Origin of the sequence: Pectinatus sottacetonis (assembly GCF_015732155.1) — a bacterium.
In the GTDB taxonomy this organism is placed as follows: Bacteria; Bacillota; Negativicutes; order Selenomonadales; family Selenomonadaceae; genus Pectinatus; species Pectinatus sottacetonis.
In genome coordinates this window covers 2,069,005-2,087,274 of sequence record NZ_WIQK01000001.1, presented here as the reverse complement: position 1 = coordinate 2,087,274, position 18,270 = coordinate 2,069,005, and the positions used below count along the sequence as shown (strand labels likewise).

Below are 18,270 nucleotides of genomic sequence, written 5' to 3'. Positions count from 1 at the left end.
TTATTAGATAAAACGTTTTATCTTTTTTGTAAAAATATATTTAGCATGTTATTTTTTCATGATAAAACGTTTTATCATGAGATTATTATATATAATTATATATTATTATTTAAAGAGAGGTATCATTATGGGAAAATTAGGTAAATTAACAGTTTTTCTTATTCCAGTGGGAATTGCTGTTAACATTGTTGGCGGACAAATCGTTATTTTATTAAAACTGCCAATCTGGCTGGATGCCATCGGAACCATTTTAATCGGTGCTATCTGTGGCTTAATTCCGGGACTTATTGTTGCCTGTATTACACAAATAATAAATGCTATTTCATTACCGACTATTTTACCATATATGATTGTCGGTTTTGCCATGGCGTTTATTGCTTCATTCTTTGCTAAAAGACATTTTTTTGCTACATTTCCTAAAGCACTCCTTTTAGGTATAATTGTTGCCGTTGTCACCACTGCTATAGCCGTCCCCATGGATGTTATAATATTTGGCGGTTTTGTGGGAACTGGTAACAGCGTAGTTGCTGCCGGCCTTATGGCTATGGGATTTTCAACGCCAATTGCTGTTGCCATAAGTTCTTTCTGTTTTGGCCTTGTCGATAAAGTTTTAAGTGTATTAGTATGTTATTTTATCATAAAAAGCATGCCTTCCCATTTCCTCGTAAAATTACCAATGGGCGATTTTTTTGTAAAATAAATTCCCCAACACACCAAATCCTATATGAAAACAGCACACTTACAGGCAACAAAATTTTCTCAATCTAAAAAGAAGGTGAAAAAACTGGAATGGCAATTTGCCTATGACTATCTAAAACCTAAACACAAAAACAATTTTATACTTGATATGAATCCCCTGAGCAAAGCTAATATATTATTTGTAACGGCTGCATCTGCTTTTGTAATATTTAACTATTACTATGCTTTTGCTCTTTCTCTGGTATATATATTACTAGCTGCCGCTGCCCGTAAGTTTAAAGGATTCATTTCTATATACTGGAAAATTGTTGTTTTTTTTGCCAGCCTGCTGTTTCTTGTCCGGGCGGCTTTCACCAGCGGCACAAAAATCCTTTTTCAGTTTGGCGGCATCCATGTTACTAATGAAGGTATTGCTCTCGGTCTTATATCGGCAGCTCTCGTCATGGAGTTCAGCGGTGCTTTCATCTTGTTCATGAAAACCACTGATATGTCTGACCTTGTCTACATGCTGGAAAAACATGGCATGTCACACATTTTTTCTTATATAATTTTATCTGCTTTTCAAATGATAAATGATCTGGGTAAATCAGCAATTACAATCATGGATTCGCAAAAATGCCGCGGTATCGAAACCGAGGGAAATTTTCTGCAAAGAGCCAAAGCTTTTATTCCTATATTAGGCCCCCTTGTTCTCAGTGCAATTGCCGGAGCCGAAGAAAAAAGCATCGCCATGGATGCCCGGGCATTTTCTGCCCCGGGCAGGCATACAAGTCTGGTAACACTACGCCGCATTCCATTATCCGAGCACCTGCTTGTAATTTTATTTGATCTAGCTTTTATTATTATTTTAGCATGGAGGATCACTACATGGATAAAATAGAACTAAAAAACATCAGTTACTATTATCCACTTACTACCAAAAAAGCACTCGACAATATTTCCTTTACTTTTACCAAGGGAAAATTTTATGGAATAATCGGGGCAAATGGCAGCGGTAAAACAACTATTTGCAGCTTACTGCGCGGCCTCATCCCCAATTTTTATAAAGGTAAATTGTCCGGCCGCATATTATTTGACGGACAAAGCCTTGAAGATATAAATATTGATGAGCTTTCCATCACTATCGGCTATGTTTTTCAAAATCCATTCACTCAAATAAGCGGCATTAAAAAAACTGTTTTTGAAGAAGTAGCTTTAGGTCTGGAAAACCTTGGGATTCCTCCTGCACAGATAATAAATCGCGTCATAAATATATTAGAATTGCTAAAAATTACCGACCTGGCACAGAAAGATCCTTCGGCCTTATCTGGTGGGCAGCGGCAGAAAGTTGCCTTTGCCTCCATTATCGTAATGGAACCAGATGTCCTTGTTATAGACGAACCGACATCACAGCTTGATCCAGATGGAACAGCCGCTATTTTTTCCATAATAAATAAATTAAAACAACAGGGAAAGACCATTATTTTAGTTGAACATAAAATAAACATGATAGCAGAATATTCCAATGAAATATTGATAATAGATAATGGTCAGCTGGTAAAAACTGGTACAGCACAGGAAATCCTCTCCGATATCACAATTTATCAGCATGGCATAAAACCGCCCGAAGCAGCTTTACTGGGACATGATTTAAAAAAACTTGACCTGCCTTTAGAACGTATTCCCATAACAACTGCCGATTGCTGTGAACTTATAAAAAAGAGGTGGTGTATTAATGGCAATAAAATTTGAAAATGTTTCTTTCTCCTATCCCAACGGCTTTACAGCCAATAAAAATCTTAATCTTGTCATTAACAGCGGTGAACGTGTCGCTATAATAGGACAAAATGGCGCCGGCAAAACCACAGCCGCAAAACTAATGAACGGTCTTTATAAACCTTCTATAGGCAGTGTAACAATTGACGGTATCAATACAAAAGAAAAAACTACCGCACAAATAGCCAGGCTCGCAGGATATGTATTTCAAAATCCTGATGACCAGATATTCAACCAAAGTGTTATCAATGAAATAGAATATATGCCGCGTTATTTTAAAATAGAAAAAAATAAAATTAATAAATGTGTTGATGAAGTCCTAACCCTGACCGAACTAGGAGAATATAAAAATGCTAACCCTTTTGACATTCCCTACTCCATCCGCAAATTCGTAACTATTGCAGCAGTCATGGCAACAAAACCCAAATATATAATTTTAGATGAACCCACCGCCGGACAGGATTATAAACGCATCCAAATACTGAAAAATATAATCAGCCACCTTCATACAGCCGGCGTTGCCGTTATCGTCATAACCCATGATATGGATTTCGTAATTGAGACATTCCAAAGAATCATTGTCATGGCAGATAAACATATCATTGCTGATAATACACCCGAAAACATCTTCCAAAATGATGAAATAATAAAAAAAAGCTGCATAAGCCGGCCACAAATAGGCCAGATAACAAAAAAACTTAACATAAATGATTCCATTATCTTCCGCAGTGATTTAGTAAATTTTTTGCAGAAGGACTCTAAGGAGTACCATAATGAATAACATCTTGACAGCTGCTTTAGAAAAAAATAAAAAGAAATATATAAAAAACCTTATCAACCTCATAAAATGTGATACCCATGATATAGACCATGGACTTAACGGCGGACTAGAAAAAAACGGCCAGGAATACCTGGAAAAATTGTTTAATAACATGGGAGCTTCCGATATTGTCCGAGAACCGCTTACCGAAGAAGTTATCACCAAATGTCGACAGAAATACCACGAAGGAAATCCTGCCCATGATTACAAAGACCGCTATAATCTTTATGCTCAATTTAAGGGAGGCAGTGGCAAGACACTGCTTTTCAACGGGCATATTGACACCATGCCCGTAGGAAATAAAAACGCATGGCGCTATGATCCTTTTCAAGGTACCATCAATGATAACAAAATATACGGTGTAGGTGCCTGTGACATGAAAGCTGGCCTTATGGCTTCAATAATGGCCGTTGAACTAATAAAAGATGCCGGTTTCACCTTACCCGGCACAGTAAAAATCACTTCAGTCTGTGATGAAGAAGGGGGCGGCAATGGTTCTATCATCGCTGCTGCTTCTGGACAGAAAGCTGATGCCGTTATAGTCTGTGAACCGACTAATTACGAACTTATCGCCGCCCACATGGGCTGGATATTTTTCAAAGTAGAATTTGAAGGTATCGCCGTACATTCCGGTTTAAAAAACAAGGGTATAAATGCCATTGAAAAAGCCATAAAAATAATCGAGGCCGTAAACGAACTGGAACACAGCTGGCTTTTAAAATACAAACATCCTCTGCTGCCACCGCCTTCCGGGAACATAGGTATGATATCAGGCGGAGAAGCCGGTTCCACTGTACCTGATTATTGCTGTTTTCAAACTTGTGTCCATTATCAACCCGGCATGACCTATGAACAAGTCGCAGCAGAATACACCAATGCCATAATGATACGCAGCGCTGGTGATGAATGGCTGAAAGACCACAAACCAAAAATAAGTATATACCAAACCGGCAGCCCCTTTGAGATGGATTTAACCCATCCCCTTGTTGGCAGCTTTCAAAATGCCTACCAAAAAGCCATGCACCATCCTGCAAAAATAGTAGGCTCACCAGCTGGATGTGATTCACGTTCATGGCATAACATTGCCAAATGTCCTACTTTACAATACGGTCCCGGCAGACTTGAACAATGCCACTCTGTCAATGAATACGTAGAAATAAACCAATATTTGGATGCTATAAAAATTTATGCCAATTTAATTTTAGATTGGTGCAGCTAAGGGAGAGATTTGTATATGAAGAAAAAAATTCTGTTCGGCGGCGAATCATGGACAAGTTTTACCACACATGTAAAAGGTTTTGATACTTTTACAACCAGTATTTACGAAGAAGGCATCGAATATATAGCAAAATCAATAGAAAAAGCCGGCTATGAATTAGTGTACCTGCCTGGCCACAAAATAGCAGAAAAATTCCCCTATACCGTAAAAGAACTAGCCGCCTATGATTGTATTATATTGTCAGATATAGGCTCAAACACCCTGCTTTTATCAGACAAAACATTTAAACAAGGCAAAAAAACACCAAACCGTTGTCAATCTATTGCTTCTTACGTAAAAAATGGCGGTGCCTTCCTGATGATCGGTGGTTACCTGTCATTCTCTGGTATAGACCAGAAAGCCCGTTACGGACAAACCGCCTTAGCAGATATCCTGCCAGTAACATGCATCAACGGTGATGACCGCGAAGAACATCCTGAAGGTATAAAGCCGCAGATGCAGATGCTTCATCCGGCTTTAGTCGATTTACCCGAAAAATGGCCACACTTTCTCGGATACAACAAAGTCCTTCCTAAACAAGACTGTCCCGTTCCTTTTACCATAAACGATGATCCATTAATAGCCTTTGGTAAATTTGGTAAGGGCAGTACAGCCGTATTCACTTCCGACTGCGCTCCTCATTGGGGCCCAAAAGAATTTCTTTCATGGAAAGGCTATGACATCCTCTGGAAAGGAATACTTGATTATATTACCCAAAAATAAACACTTACATCCAGGATGACACAAAATGAATACTCTTAATAAAAAAAATGCCCTTGCGTTACTAAAAATGCTTATTGAAACTAATACCGTAAATCCACCGGGAAATGAAACTTTCCTGGCAGATAAAATCTGTCATTATCTGCAAAAAACACCTGTTTCTATACAAAAAATTCCCTTATCCGGAAACAGATGCAGCCTAACTGCTGTCATAAAGGGGACTGGAAGACAAAAACCTTTGATCCTGTGCGGACATATGGATACTGTTCCTTATGGGCAAAAAGAATTATGGAACTTTCCACCTGATAAACTTACCTACTTAAAAAACCGCTGCTATGGACGAGGCGCCAGTGACATGAAAAGCGGCCTGGCCGCTATATTATATGCCTTTAAACAAACTGCACAAACCACAAACAGACCTGCCGGCGACATTATACTAGCACTTACTGCCGATGAGGAAACAGATGGAGCAGGCGCCACGGCATTATCAGCAGTTCTCCCGTTAAAAACCGCTTCCGCCATGATAATCGCCGAACCCACCGGCAATGACATTGGCATTACTTCTAAAGGGACTTTATGGCTTGATTTCAATATTTACGGACAAAGCGCCCATGGAGCCTATCCCCAAAAAGGTATTAATGCTATTAAAGCTGCTTATAAAATACATCAGGAATTAGAACAATTATGCAATGAACACGAAGATCCCTTATTAAAAAAATCCACTTGTACAATAACAAAAATTTCCGGCGGCGCCAAAATAAATATGGTTGCTGATTTTTGCAACATAAAAATGGACATAAGAACGATACCCCTCATCAATAATGAGCTTTTTCTGCAAAAAATTGCTTCTGTCTGCAGCAACATGATGCAAAATATTCCAGGTCTGCATATAAAATTTTCTTTGCTTAACAATCGTCCACCCGTAAGCATAAGCCAGAATGCCCCGGCAGTTAGCCAGCTATCCAATGCCATACAATCCATCACCCATATACAGCCCAAATGCACCGGCATCAACTTTTTTTCCGATGCTTCTATTTTTGTCCAGCAAGAAAACACTCTGCCCTGCATATTATTTGGTCCCGGCAAAGAATATAATGCCCATATTACTAACGAATACGTAGAAGACAAAGATTACTTCGCCTCTATATTATGTTATAATAAATTATTATTAAATTACTTTGCCAAATAAAGGACATTTATATGACTCGAACAACAATAAAAGATATAGCTAACGCCGCTGGTGTATCTGTCACTACAGTATCGTTAGTACTCAACGGAAAATCTAATCGCATTTCTGCTAAAAACCGCCGGCTTATAAAAGACATTGCCCAAAAAATGAACTACCGCCCCAACAAACTGGCTGTAGGACTGATAAAAAAAATAACCAATACCATAGGATTAATAATACCGGATATAAGTAATGTCTTTTTTTCCGAAATAACTAAAGGCATCGAAGACTTTGCCCATAAAAAAAGCTATAACCTTATATTATGTAATTCCAATGATAACCATGCCCTCGAAATAGAATCCATAAATATGCTCATCGACCAAAGCATCGATGGATTAATAATAATAATGTCAGCAGAAAGTTACGGTACCAAGGAGCAAGCCAGCCTGTCACTTTTAAAAAAAGCCTCCCTGCCCACAGTAATAATCGACTGTTTTAATGAAACCGATAATTTCAGTACCGTTTCCATAAATAACACCAAGGCTTCTTACATGGCTGTTGAATACCTTATATCACTAAACCATAAACGCATAGCCTGTATTACAGGACCACTCGGTCCCCAAACAAATACAGACAGACTCAACGGATATATAAAAGCTTTGCAAAAACACGCCATTCCTTATCGAAAAGAACTTATCTATGAAGGAAACTTTCGCTATCAAAGCGGCTATAATGCTATTTCTGTGTTACTGCCGCAAAGGCCAACCGCTATCTTATGCCTAAATGATATGATGGCCTATGGCGCCATAAAAGCATTAAAAGAACAAGGCATAAATGTTCCCAATGACATTTCCGTCATGGGCTTTGATGATATATTTTTTTCGCAGATATTAGAAGTTCCTCTTAGCACAATCAGCCAGCCTGCTTACACTATGGGTAAAAAAGCAGCTGAATTGTTACTCGATGATCTAACAGAACATACCCCACCCAAACACATCATCTTCGAACCAGTAATAAAGATTCGTCAAAGCACAAAAAAATACCAGCCAAAATAATGCCCGCAAAAATTAACAGAACAATTCAACATAAATGATTTTTATTCATCCCATAAAAGTGCAGATAAGTTTAATATCTTTGTAGAATAGAAAATAAATAGTTTTTTGCAATTTATATTAATTAATACACACAATACTATAAAAGGGAAGTCAAATTAAAAAAATTTTGACTTCCCTTTTACAACTTTAGGCAATATTTCAACTAACTATTATAGGGGGATAAATGGGTAATTGTATCTAAACCTCCCACACACAACCAAAGGCATGAGTGTGTGGCTCCCATTTAAGCAATCAAATGCTCAATTATTTCTGTTTTGATGATGATGCATAGGAGGCATCATATCATTTCTTACAGCCGAATCACTGACACCCAGCTGCTGGGCAACATCACGCCAGCTGTTATTGATTTTTTTCATTCCAATTATTTCCCCAATAGGCTTTGATGATAATTTAGAAAGTTCAGCAGCCATCATAATATCACGATCATGGTATTTCTGATCGAACAAACCGGCAATAGAAGCCTTATCAATGCCTGTCTTTTTTGCTATGGCATTTGACGCTAAATCTTTATGTACCTGACGTAGCTGATCAAAAGTTATTCCAACCTTTTCCATAACATCTTTCCAAGAATTATCAGCCGTCTTATAGCTCATTATCTTATCCAAAGATTTACCACTGGTCTTAGCTATAAGTGCTGCATTCATTATAGCACCGTGTCTATAGCCCTTTTTAGCATAACGGTCAAAATCACTTTTGCTTAACCCCAGTTGCTGTTCATATTCAGGGAAAAATGCTCCCATTCCATCTCTTGGGCCATGATGTTTTTTATGATGTATACCCTGTGGTGGCATATTCTGTTGTATTCCCGGTAAATTATCAGGACTGGCAGCTTCTGTCAACGCGGGAAATGCCGCTCCTACAGTAAGCATAGTTCCTACGGCAAGCACGCCCCATCTTTTTTTAGACATATTAAACATATTAATTACCCTCCTTATATACTTTACAAATATCCAATTATCCAGTAATTGATCCACCTTATAAAAAGCAACCAAATTATATGAATAATGATTCTGCAATTAAGACTCTTACTCCTTTATTAAAAACAAAAATTTTACATATTTTTTGCTTCACCAATATAATATAAAATTTATTTGTCAAAACTATGACAAAAAATGTATTTATTTATGACATCGAAAAAATACCAATATAAATAACAAACTGTATAAAAAGAAATCATATCTTTTATTTAGTATATTTTTTGTCTGTACTTTATACTTAAGACAATGCTAGTATAGAAGACTGTACACATTCTTTACAATAAAGCCCCTTTTGTCCGCCCTTAGAAGGGCAGAGGATCGCTTTAGCGGTGGTGGACTGTATTCAAATGCAGCTCATTTAATGAAATGCATTAATTAGTGCATTTTTATTGACACTGCTAATAAAAAGAGCTATCATTTATTTAGGGAAGTGGTGTAGTGGCTCAGCATTATAACCAAAACTATTCACAAAAAGATATCGCAACAATTTTGGCAAAAATAAAAAGTTGCATAATTAATAATAAATATACAATTTCACTGAATAAAAACAGGCAGGAAAACATAAATTTTATCAATGAATATAATATTCACAGCAAAAAACAAAAAAATCTTTTACTTAATCTTCAAGTAAAAGATTTCTGCTACACTTTACAAAATACTAACCCCGGCTATGAATATGAAATTCTTTATGTTTTTGTACCTAAAGTATCTTTATTTAATTCTGATGGAATTAATGAAATAATTGATATTTATATGAAATTCAATATTATTGAACTACCTTACGGAACTAGAACAATAGTAATTTCTTTTCATAAAAAAAACAAGCCAATTAGCTATTTATTCAAATGATTAATGAAAAGGGAGGAAATTATTGTGGAAAAAAAAGTTTTTTGTGAAGAATGCAGAACCGATGTTAATTTTTCTGTTAAAGAAACACTAAAAAAAGGTAAAATTAAAGGTGAACTATATTCTTATAATGGTAAAACAGCATACTGTAAAAATTGTAAAAATGAAATCTATGTTCCGTCTATAAATGACTTCAATTTAAACGCGTTATACAGTGTTTATCGTAAAAAACAAAATATTATTTCCCTGGAAGATATTCGTGCTATAAACCCAAAATATAATATTGGAAAAAGGCCATTATCACTTTTACTTGGCTGGGGAGAACAGACATTTTCACGCTATTACGATGGTGATATCCCAACAAAACAGTATTCCGCCATATTACAAAAAATATATAATGATCCTGCTTTTTATATGAAACTCTTAGAAGCTAACAAAAACAACTTAAAAACAGCAGTGTCCTATGAAAAAAGTAAAAAAGCAACCAGTTTACTTATAAAAGATTTTCAAAACAATACAGAAAAAATAGATCTTGTTATAGAATATTTGTTAAATAGATGTGGTGATATTACACCATTAGCCTTGCAAAAAACTTTATATTATATTCAGGGGTTTTATTATGCCTTTCACCATACATTTCTTTTCTCAGAAGAATGTGAAGCATGGATCCATGGTCCAGTATATAGAAAAATTTATTCCAGATATAAAAATTACCAATTTGATCCAATAAAAAAACCTAATGAATTCAACACAGAAACATTTACTGCAACAGAAAAAGCCATTTTCGACAGTGTGATAAAAAACCTTTGCTGCTATAGCGGAAAAATTCTAGAACAATTCACCCATTCCGAAACGCCATGGATTTCTGCCAGAAAAAACATTTCCCCAACTGCCGCCTCAAATCAAATTATTGAAAAAAAACTAATAGGAACCTATTTCAGTAAAATCAAAACAAAGTATAACATGATTAACCCAAATGATATTGGAGATTATACCAAAGCAATGTTTTCACGAATATAGCCATCATCTTCCTAAGTCGCCCTGCCATTTCATATGGGCAACAAAAATTTTTTCTTTACTTCATATACTTATATACAAAAGCAGCCCACACAAACATGGGCTGCTTCATTTTATCTCATAAAGTAACTTCATCTATAATAAATCCTATCAAAAAATTTCTAATAATCTATTTATAATACCGTCTTACCACAACTGGCCCATTAAAAAATATTGCCCGGCTGAGCCGCTGCCATAAAGTATCATCCAAACGCTGCGTCATCATCGAGTGTATAAGCATTGCATCCTTCAAATGCTGCTTTACCGTATCAAGGCTCCACAATACTAAATACCTTGTATTATTTTCCATGACCAGATAAACCTTATTATCTACTTCCACCGCATCATTTATATGCAGATAATTAAAATACCCTAAAGTTTCATCCCCCTGAATCTTCGGTCCGCGTATCCGCATCGGAACCAATACCAGTTCCCAGCTGAATCCCAGCGGCATCCATATCTTCTGGCCTGTATATTGCCTTGCCCAGTCCCGCATTAAATGAATATCCTTGCAATATCTATTACAAATTTCCTTTAATACAGGTTTTTCCCCTTTAGAATAAAAAACTTCTTTTCCATCACAGCTTACAATAACAGTTCCATCACCACGCTCCGTATATCGTGGCAAAATAGCTAGAATCTCTCCATCATGCACAATATTCACATTATCACTAACTTTCATAAAATTTAGCTGACAATATCAATAATATACACCCTTCTGACACGCAACAAGCAAGATATCATTGCAAAACTATTACTTGATATTATCCGCTATAATTCTCATTATAGCACCATAGTATCAATTTTGTAAATGCTTTAATAAATATAAATGATATTTTGAGAATTTTCCTCCCGTTTTATTGCAAGGATAATTTCAATGCAACTATTCCCATATATTCTTTCAATGCCATTGCTGAATCATCCATATTATCTGCTTGCGGCAATAAATCCTGCATAAAGCTAAAATGCCATTCGGCATTGCGGCGGTAATGAGTAGGATAAATCACACAAGCAAGCCCTTCCCGCTTAAAAATAAGTGCCGAGCGATAAGCCTGTGCTGCCACAACTAATAGCACCGGCCTGCTCCAGCCATGTTCCCGGCAGATTTTTTGGGAAAACCTGGCATTTTCCACCGTATTCCTGCTTTTATCTTCTAAAAAAAGTTTACTGGCCGGTATCCCCATACTACGGAATTCACGCCCGGCAATATCTGCCTCCGTCCCATTATCCGCAAAAACAGTACCGCCAGAAATAAGCAATGGTAAATCCGTCATTCTTTGCAGCCGCAAAGCAAAAAGCATACTTTTAGCCATCGTCCCCGATGGCTGCCCCACTCCGTCTATATCCGGCACGCCGCCTACAGAACCATTTCCCAGCATTATAAGTACATCGCCATTCACTACTGCGGGCGGAGTGTACATATCTTCCAACGGCTTGACTAACAGATCTGCCCCCGCACGCAATGAAAAGAAATAAAACAACACAATAAATACACTAAGCCAGTATCTTCCCTTAGACTTTTTCCTATACATATAAATATTCAAAATAACCAGTGCCAGTATAATACAAGCCGGAGGTAGCAGCCATTGATAAAAAAATTTTATTATATAAAGCATTATTTTCTCCATATATTAATTTATTAAAAAAACTTATTTCTAATAAAATTTTTCCTATCTTTACTATTATATGCTACTAACCTACTACAATATTCAGTAAAGTATAGTAATTGCTCATAATTGCTATCACATAAAATAACTATTATAACAGCCCTGACTGAAAATTCCTCCATTATTTCAAAATCATCATCTCTTATTGCGCAAAATTTGATATATATAATTTATTATTTCCTAGTTTATTTCTTTTTTATAAACAATCTATTATTATTTAGATATAAATTTTTTCTTTAAACCTTCACATATCAAATAACGTTCTCTGTTATTTAAACCTATAACTCCAACGACTATGATAGTCATCATAGTCGTTGTAAAACATATTTCTATAAATCCCAGTAATGTAAATTTATTGAATACCAATGTACTAATATATCCTATTGGTATTAATATAATAGTAACAAGTAAACACTTACAAAACATTTTAATAATATCATATGATCTATAATTAGCAATCTTACAGGCTAAAATTGGTTTTATCACAATACCAAGAATTGCGTAGTATAATGTAAACAAATAACACATTACCAATGGAGAATATCCCAGCTTAAATAAAATCAATTCTACAAAAACAACAATCAATCCAATAGTTGGACTAATCAATGCATTTTCTCTAAGCTGCCCTTTCGCATATAATGCATAATACAGTGATGTATCAAATACAGCAAAAAGACTTTGTACCATACTCCATTGCAAAAATATTACAGCATAATCCGGCACATTTTTTAACCAAAGATGTAATAATGGATCAGCTAATAATATAATCGGCATAGCTAATATTAACATCAGATAATAAGAAAAATTTGCTGATTTTAATAATAATTTTTGAGAACCAGTAAAATCACCTGTAGCATATCGTTTTACAATCTGCGGATATGCTGCTGTTTGAAAATTATTCATAAATTGTTGCGCCGCAGAATTAACCTGCAATGCAATCACACGTGCAGCAACTACTGCTGGAGAAAAAAACGTATTTAACATAAGTAATGTACCTTGATTCAATAATGCTATAGTTAAATTCGCAAAAATACTCCAACCTGAAAATACCCCAACAGAACGCAATATTGAAAGATCAAATTTTTTTCGGTAAAAATGACTCTCCTCATAACAATGATAACAATACATTCGATATAAAAACATCACAGCAATCTGAACAATACACAACAACAACGCATAAAATTCTAACCGATGTGACGGTAATGCCACAATAGCAAAAGAAATCCCCAATTTAAATATTACTTCCACTAATGATATATATGCATATATTTTCAGTTGTTCATGTGCAATAATGACTGCTGTATATGGAATCTGTGTCATACTCATTATTGCTGTAATAACTGATAACTGAAATACAATAATAGCTGAAGCAATTCTTTCATCAGGTAGGTTCAAATAATGAAAAATATAAAACATCCCTACTGTTTCTGCTACAATAGCCACAATAATTGCAATAATAATATGAGCCAATAACAGCGTAGAAAATGTCTGTTTCAACTTTTCTGTAACACCACGACCAAGCTCAAAGGTAAGAAAGCGTGACGATCCCGTTCCCAATGCACCATTAATAAATGCCAAGATTCCAACAATACCACCAATTGTCTGATAAATACCATAATCATTTATACCAAGTGCACCTAATGTTATACGCACTGTATATAATGTCACTAGCATTACACACAACATGCGAAAATACAGGAACATCGTATTTTTCATAATTCGAGTTCCATTATTCAATATTCAACTTCCTCTACTATAAATTCATAAAATTGTAAAATCACAATTATCCGGGTCATACCGTACTCTTGCATTAATGTTTATATTATCAATATCAGCTATTTCAGCATCTGATAACGAAAAATCATATATATCAAAATTTTCTTTTTGATGTTGCTTATTCAAAGTACGCACAATTGGAATTATATGATTTTGCACATGCCACCGTAGAATTACCTGCAATATTGACTTATGATGCTTATTAGCAATCCTATGAAGTACAGGAAGCCTAACTAATCTATCATCAAAACGAGCAATTGGCGTATAAGCCTCTGATTGAATTCCATTTTTTTTGCAATAGTCTATAAGTTTTTTCTGAGTAAATAATGGATGTATTTCAAATTGATTGATTAATGGTCTTTCTTCTGTTAATGTAAACAATTTTTCCAAATGATGTTTATGACAATTTGCTACCCCAAGTGTTTTTACATAACCCTCTTGATAGAGTTCCACCATTGCCTGCCATGTCGTTTCATAAAAATCTGTTACAGGCCAATGAAACATCAAAATATCAATATAGTCTATTTGCATCCCTTTGAGTTGTAAAAAGAACTCTTCTTTAACAGCTTCTTTTCCTTGGAACTGTGCTCTATTACTAACACGCGTAGTAAGCGTTAACTTATCTCTACTCAATCCACTCAGCTGTATTCCACGATGAATTAAATTACCATCACCATAAGCTGCAGAATAATCAATTAGATGAAATCCCTGCTGTATTGCACTAGCTATTGCTACTATATACTGTCTCTTTTGTAACTGCCTTCTTACAAATTTATTATATGCACGCCTAGGTATAGACCATACCCCATGTCTATTACTATTATATTTTGGGGAATATCCACATTCCCCTGGGCCAAAGCCTATTGTTGGAAGCTCAACACCATTCGCAAGTTTTATATAATCCATAAATAGTTTCTCCTCTAAAATCAATAGAACAATTCTGTACCAGCCCAGCTCAATCCCACACCAAATCCCGCAATAAATACGTTGCTTCCTGATCGAATGCAATTTTCATCAATTGCATCTTTCAAAGCAATTGGTACAGTACTAGAAACAGTATTTCCTATCAATATCATCTCTGTCTATAATATATTTTGCAATATCGAAACTCAGTACCCCCGTACCTCCAATTAATAAAACTTTCAAAATTTATCACTCCATCACAATCGTTTTATAATGTTAAATTTCCTTTTTAGCATAATCCATAATAATTTTATTTCATCTTTAATAGTATATGGACAATATTTTCCTATTAATTTATCAAATCTCATTTCATCGAGATCAATAAAAAAATTTTTTCTCTCTGGATCTAATATAACACACTTTGTTAGTGCCATATTACCAGCTAAAACATCCTCTATTTTCCTATTCTCTTCTTTGATACGTGCTTTATCAAGTTTATCAAAAAAAATTCTTCCTGCCTCAGAATTTAGTATTACAGCAGATGTCCCTTTATTATCATCTAGTTCATGATTAATTCTCCAAGCCCCCCAAAAATCACCTAATGAAATATCTGCCACTCGGGGAAATCCTTTATATTTGCATTGTGTACAAACTTTCCGAACATAAAATTTATTTTTCCCTATATAACCACGCATAAAATAATCATAAAATCTATTTCTTAAATAACTCTTTCCATTTGTAAATTCGACTTTTGTACTAAATAAATTCCACCCTTGTGTTTTATTCTTAAACCAAACTTTTTTTATATCCCCATGATACTTTTCCTTTAACATATCTAAAAACTTTTTATATACTTTTACTGAGCTTGCCCCTAAGCAAATAAAATCAACAGTTAATAAATTATTATACCGTTTTTGTAAAAAACAATATAAACCAGCCACCTCACAAGGTGCTCCAACAAACATTACTTGCTTATTATTTTCCAATAATTCTTTTACTAGGAAATATATATTTTTTTTATCGCTTTGAACATATTTCGACTGCCGTAATCTAGCAATATCTTCTTTTTTATTTGTAATATAGTGCTCAACTAAAAATGAATTATTATATACAGCACCTGCTACAAAACCATTATTTTCAATAAACTTTATAGCTAATTCAGAAAAAATTCCCCCTGATGTACTATTCAATCGAATATCTTCATCTAATGACCACGCAACTTTAACTTTTGGAATACTATACCTTTCCCCAAAATCTTCTTTTTTTGATAATATAGGACATATTTTTTCACATAAATTACATTTTATACATTTATCTTTATCAATGCTCGGACATAAAAATCCATCAGTACTATATACCATATCTATAGCTTTTGTTGGACAAATATTATAACATGCAGCACATCCTGTACACTTATCTTTATCAAGTACATCAATCATTAAATTTTATATCCTCCAAGCTATATTTAATTTAAGTATTTTAGCTGGAACTCCTCCCACAAGTGAATGAGCTGGCACATCTTTTGTGACAACTGCTCCTGCTGCAATAATAGCTCCATCACCAATTGTGACACCTTTTAAAATTGTAGCTCTTGTACCAATCCAAACATTGTTTCCTATTACAATCGGCTGTGATTTTTTATACCCATTCTCTAATATTTCATGTGCATCTGAATCCATTATTGTAACATCATGGGAAATGGCAACACCACTTCCTATTTCTATCTTGTTATGACATCTTATTTTTATATTTGAATTAAAAAAACCACTACACAATTTCATCGTTGCTCCAGAAAATAATATTATATCAGCACCATAATATACAGAAAATTCTTCTTCTATATGTAATATTGCCTTGGAATCCATTCTTAATGTTGACTGACGATTCGCCCCTAATATATCATTATCTGCAAATTTCAGCACCCCATTTAAAATAATCTTAGAAGATTTTTCCAATTCAAAATGCGTTCCTTGAAACAAAACACATTTTGCTTTATCTTTTTTAATAACTTTTCTGGATAAATATGTATAATATATAGACTTTACTATTTTCATTTTCTTTAAAAAATAAATTTTTTTTATTAACGTCATTTATTCATTCTCCTAAAAAAATACTCAATTTTTAAATATTTTCATGAAAAATTCCATAACTACTTTTTTTTCTTTATCTAATATATTATTTACATTACTAAAATCAATATTATAAATGTCTTCATAATCAATATCATTACTTATATTAATGTGTCTATTTTCAAAATTAAATAAGTTTAATAATGTGTCCAACCTAGAGTTCATATTATTTAAACCGTTTTGTATTCTATCAAATACCCAAAATGGCCTGTTCATTATTATCGAAAAAACTGTTCCATGAAAAGAATCTGTTAATACTAATTCACTATTAGCAATTAAATATAAGAATTCTGCTGGTCCAACTTTAGCCCAATCATCATTAAAATCTTTCATTGGATATATTACTTTGCTTTCTTTATTTAAAGCTAACACATCGATTATTTTTTTCTTTTCACTAGTTATATCACCAAGGAAAAATGCCAATATATATTTTTGCCCATTATACCAATTTGGTCTTTTTGCAATACCCAACCATTCATTTTTACTCAATAACAACGTTGGATCAATAACAACTGGTACTTCCCGATTTATCAAGGTTTTAACTATATTTGCTCCTGCTGTTTCTCTCACTGATATATAATTCATATGCTCTAGTGCAACAGAAAAAACTTTATTCAATTTTTTTGGTACACTATATACACCAAAACTAGCTGCATATGCTATACATTTACTTTTACTTATATATTTAAAATAGTTAATATCTGGATACCAATTAGGATTCCATACTTGATCACTACCTACAATAAAATAATCATATTCCCTATTAAATTTTTTATCAATGGGTCCATCATTCTTCTTTATCAATTCTTTTGTGTAATGAATATTTTTATCAAAGTCCAACCATTTTTCTTGAACTTTTCTTTCATTTAATAAAAACTCACGAAACCCTTTATAATTTATGATAAATTTTAAAATTTCTTTCCATGTCAATGATTTTATTGAAATTTTTTCATAATAATAGCTTTTTCTTCTTATTGTTTTTACTTTACAATTAAAGTTGTTTTCTAAATAAAATTGTAAAGCATAATTCTGTAATTTTGTTCCAGGACCTCGCCCAATTATTGTAAAAATTGCTATTTTTTTCAAACTTATTCTCCCTATATTTTCATTCTATCATTATCTTACTTTACATCAACAACAATTAATTATACAATCATCACTACTAACTAAATAATATTGTTAATAATTGATTTATACTCGAAAATAGTATTGTAACACATCAGATAAATTTCTCATTTATTATTCACATGAATTTCCTGAATAAATATGATTTTTTCAAAAGGTCTAAACAATTCACACTCATAATAAATAATATTACTATTCTCCTTAAATAATTTTTAAGTATTCCAATATATGATAACCAATTTTTAAAACTTGTAGC

General features: G+C 34.0%; 18 protein-coding genes and 1 pseudogene. 10 read left to right on the top strand and 9 right to left on the bottom strand.

Annotated features, from left to right (window positions below; translation table 11 throughout):
• The first annotated feature begins 127 nt into the window (after nt 1–127).
• From I6760_RS09775 to I6760_RS09740, 8 genes are all read left to right on the top strand, one after another.
• Complete coding sequence (locus I6760_RS09775) at nt 128–700, top strand: hypothetical protein (RefSeq protein ID WP_196594246.1); 573 nt, start codon at nt 128–130, stop codon at nt 698–700.
• A 75-nt stretch (nt 701–775) separates the two neighbouring features.
• On the top strand, nt 776–1,579 hold the full coding sequence (locus tag I6760_RS09770; RefSeq protein WP_196594245.1) for an energy-coupling factor transporter transmembrane component T family protein: 804 nt from the start codon (nt 776–778) through the stop codon (nt 1,577–1,579).
• Nucleotides 1,567–2,430, top strand: coding sequence for an energy-coupling factor ABC transporter ATP-binding protein (locus tag I6760_RS09765; RefSeq protein WP_196594244.1), 864 nt, complete (start codon nt 1,567–1,569; stop codon nt 2,428–2,430). The genes I6760_RS09770 and I6760_RS09765 overlap by 13 nt, the downstream gene beginning before the upstream one ends.
• Nucleotides 2,414–3,235, top strand: coding sequence for an energy-coupling factor ABC transporter ATP-binding protein (locus I6760_RS09760; protein ID WP_196594243.1), 822 nt, complete (start codon nt 2,414–2,416; stop codon nt 3,233–3,235). Before I6760_RS09765 ends, I6760_RS09760 begins: the two co-directional genes overlap by 17 nt.
• Entirely contained in the window at nt 3,228–4,493 is a 1,266-nt protein-coding gene (locus I6760_RS09755; RefSeq protein WP_196594242.1) for a M20 family metallopeptidase, read from the top strand. The genes I6760_RS09760 and I6760_RS09755 overlap by 8 nt, the downstream gene beginning before the upstream one ends.
• Nucleotides 4,494–4,508: 15 nt before the next feature.
• On the top strand, nt 4,509–5,255 hold the full coding sequence (locus I6760_RS09750) for a glutamine amidotransferase (RefSeq protein WP_196594241.1): 747 nt from the start codon (nt 4,509–4,511) through the stop codon (nt 5,253–5,255).
• A gap of 25 nt (nt 5,256–5,280) precedes the next feature.
• On the top strand, nt 5,281–6,441 hold the full coding sequence (locus I6760_RS09745; RefSeq protein ID WP_196594240.1) for a M20 family metallopeptidase: 1,161 nt from the start codon (nt 5,281–5,283) through the stop codon (nt 6,439–6,441).
• A gap of 11 nt (nt 6,442–6,452) precedes the next feature.
• Nucleotides 6,453–7,475, top strand: a complete 1,023-nt coding sequence (locus I6760_RS09740) for a LacI family DNA-binding transcriptional regulator (RefSeq protein ID WP_196594239.1) — start codon at nt 6,453–6,455, stop codon at nt 7,473–7,475.
• Between the two features lie 299 nt (nt 7,476–7,774).
• Here I6760_RS09740 and I6760_RS09735 read toward each other — a convergent pair whose 3' ends face one another.
• Nucleotides 7,775–8,452, bottom strand: coding sequence for a hypothetical protein (locus tag I6760_RS09735; protein WP_196594238.1), 678 nt, complete (start codon nt 8,450–8,452; stop codon nt 7,775–7,777).
• A gap of 498 nt (nt 8,453–8,950) precedes the next feature.
• Here I6760_RS09735 and I6760_RS09730 point away from each other — a divergent pair, with 498 nt between their 5' ends.
• Together I6760_RS09730 and I6760_RS12960 are read left to right on the top strand one after the other, a co-directional pair.
• The gene (locus I6760_RS09730) at nt 8,951–9,361 is read left to right on the top strand and encodes a hypothetical protein (protein ID WP_196594237.1); all 411 of its coding nucleotides are present in this window, start codon (nt 8,951–8,953) and stop codon (nt 9,359–9,361) included.
• A gap of 24 nt (nt 9,362–9,385) precedes the next feature.
• Nucleotides 9,386–10,378 carry a type II toxin-antitoxin system antitoxin SocA domain-containing protein gene (locus tag I6760_RS12960; RefSeq protein ID WP_196594236.1) on the top strand — a complete coding sequence of 331 codons (993 nt, stop codon included), beginning with the start codon at nt 9,386–9,388 and terminating at the stop codon, nt 10,376–10,378.
• A 166-nt stretch (nt 10,379–10,544) separates the two neighbouring features.
• Here I6760_RS12960 and I6760_RS09720 read toward each other — a convergent pair whose 3' ends face one another.
• From I6760_RS09720 to I6760_RS09685, 8 genes and pseudogenes are all read right to left on the bottom strand, one after another.
• Nucleotides 10,545–11,096, bottom strand: a complete 552-nt coding sequence (locus tag I6760_RS09720) for a hypothetical protein (RefSeq protein ID WP_196594235.1) — start codon at nt 11,094–11,096, stop codon at nt 10,545–10,547.
• 175 nt (nt 11,097–11,271) lie between these two features.
• Nucleotides 11,272–12,030 (bottom strand): YdcF family protein, encoded by a 759-nt coding sequence (locus I6760_RS09715; RefSeq protein WP_196594234.1) that lies wholly within the window; start codon nt 12,028–12,030, stop codon nt 11,272–11,274.
• A gap of 264 nt (nt 12,031–12,294) precedes the next feature.
• Nucleotides 12,295–13,818: a lipopolysaccharide biosynthesis protein gene (locus I6760_RS09710; protein ID WP_196594233.1), complete on the bottom strand. Its 1,524-nt coding sequence runs from the start codon at nt 13,816–13,818 to the stop codon at nt 12,295–12,297.
• Between the two features lie 24 nt (nt 13,819–13,842).
• Nucleotides 13,843–14,763 (bottom strand): aldo/keto reductase, encoded by a 921-nt coding sequence (locus I6760_RS09705; protein ID WP_196594232.1) that lies wholly within the window; start codon nt 14,761–14,763, stop codon nt 13,843–13,845.
• A gap of 20 nt (nt 14,764–14,783) precedes the next feature.
• Complete coding sequence (locus tag I6760_RS13095) at nt 14,784–14,933, bottom strand: 3-oxoacyl-[acyl-carrier-protein] synthase III C-terminal domain-containing protein (protein WP_196594231.1); 150 nt, start codon at nt 14,931–14,933, stop codon at nt 14,784–14,786.
• 84 nt (nt 14,934–15,017) lie between these two features.
• Nucleotides 15,018–16,199, bottom strand: a complete 1,182-nt coding sequence (locus tag I6760_RS09695; protein WP_196594230.1) for a Coenzyme F420 hydrogenase/dehydrogenase, beta subunit C-terminal domain — start codon at nt 16,197–16,199, stop codon at nt 15,018–15,020.
• Nucleotides 16,200–16,229: 30 nt separating this feature from the next.
• Nucleotides 16,230–16,385, bottom strand: a pseudogene (locus I6760_RS13090) (DapH/DapD/GlmU-related protein); the annotation flags it as partial.
• Between the two features lie 489 nt (nt 16,386–16,874).
• The gene (locus I6760_RS09685; protein ID WP_196594229.1) at nt 16,875–17,975 is read right to left on the bottom strand and encodes a polysaccharide pyruvyl transferase family protein; all 1,101 of its coding nucleotides are present in this window, start codon (nt 17,973–17,975) and stop codon (nt 16,875–16,877) included.
• Nucleotides 17,976–18,270: the final 295 nt, after the last annotated feature.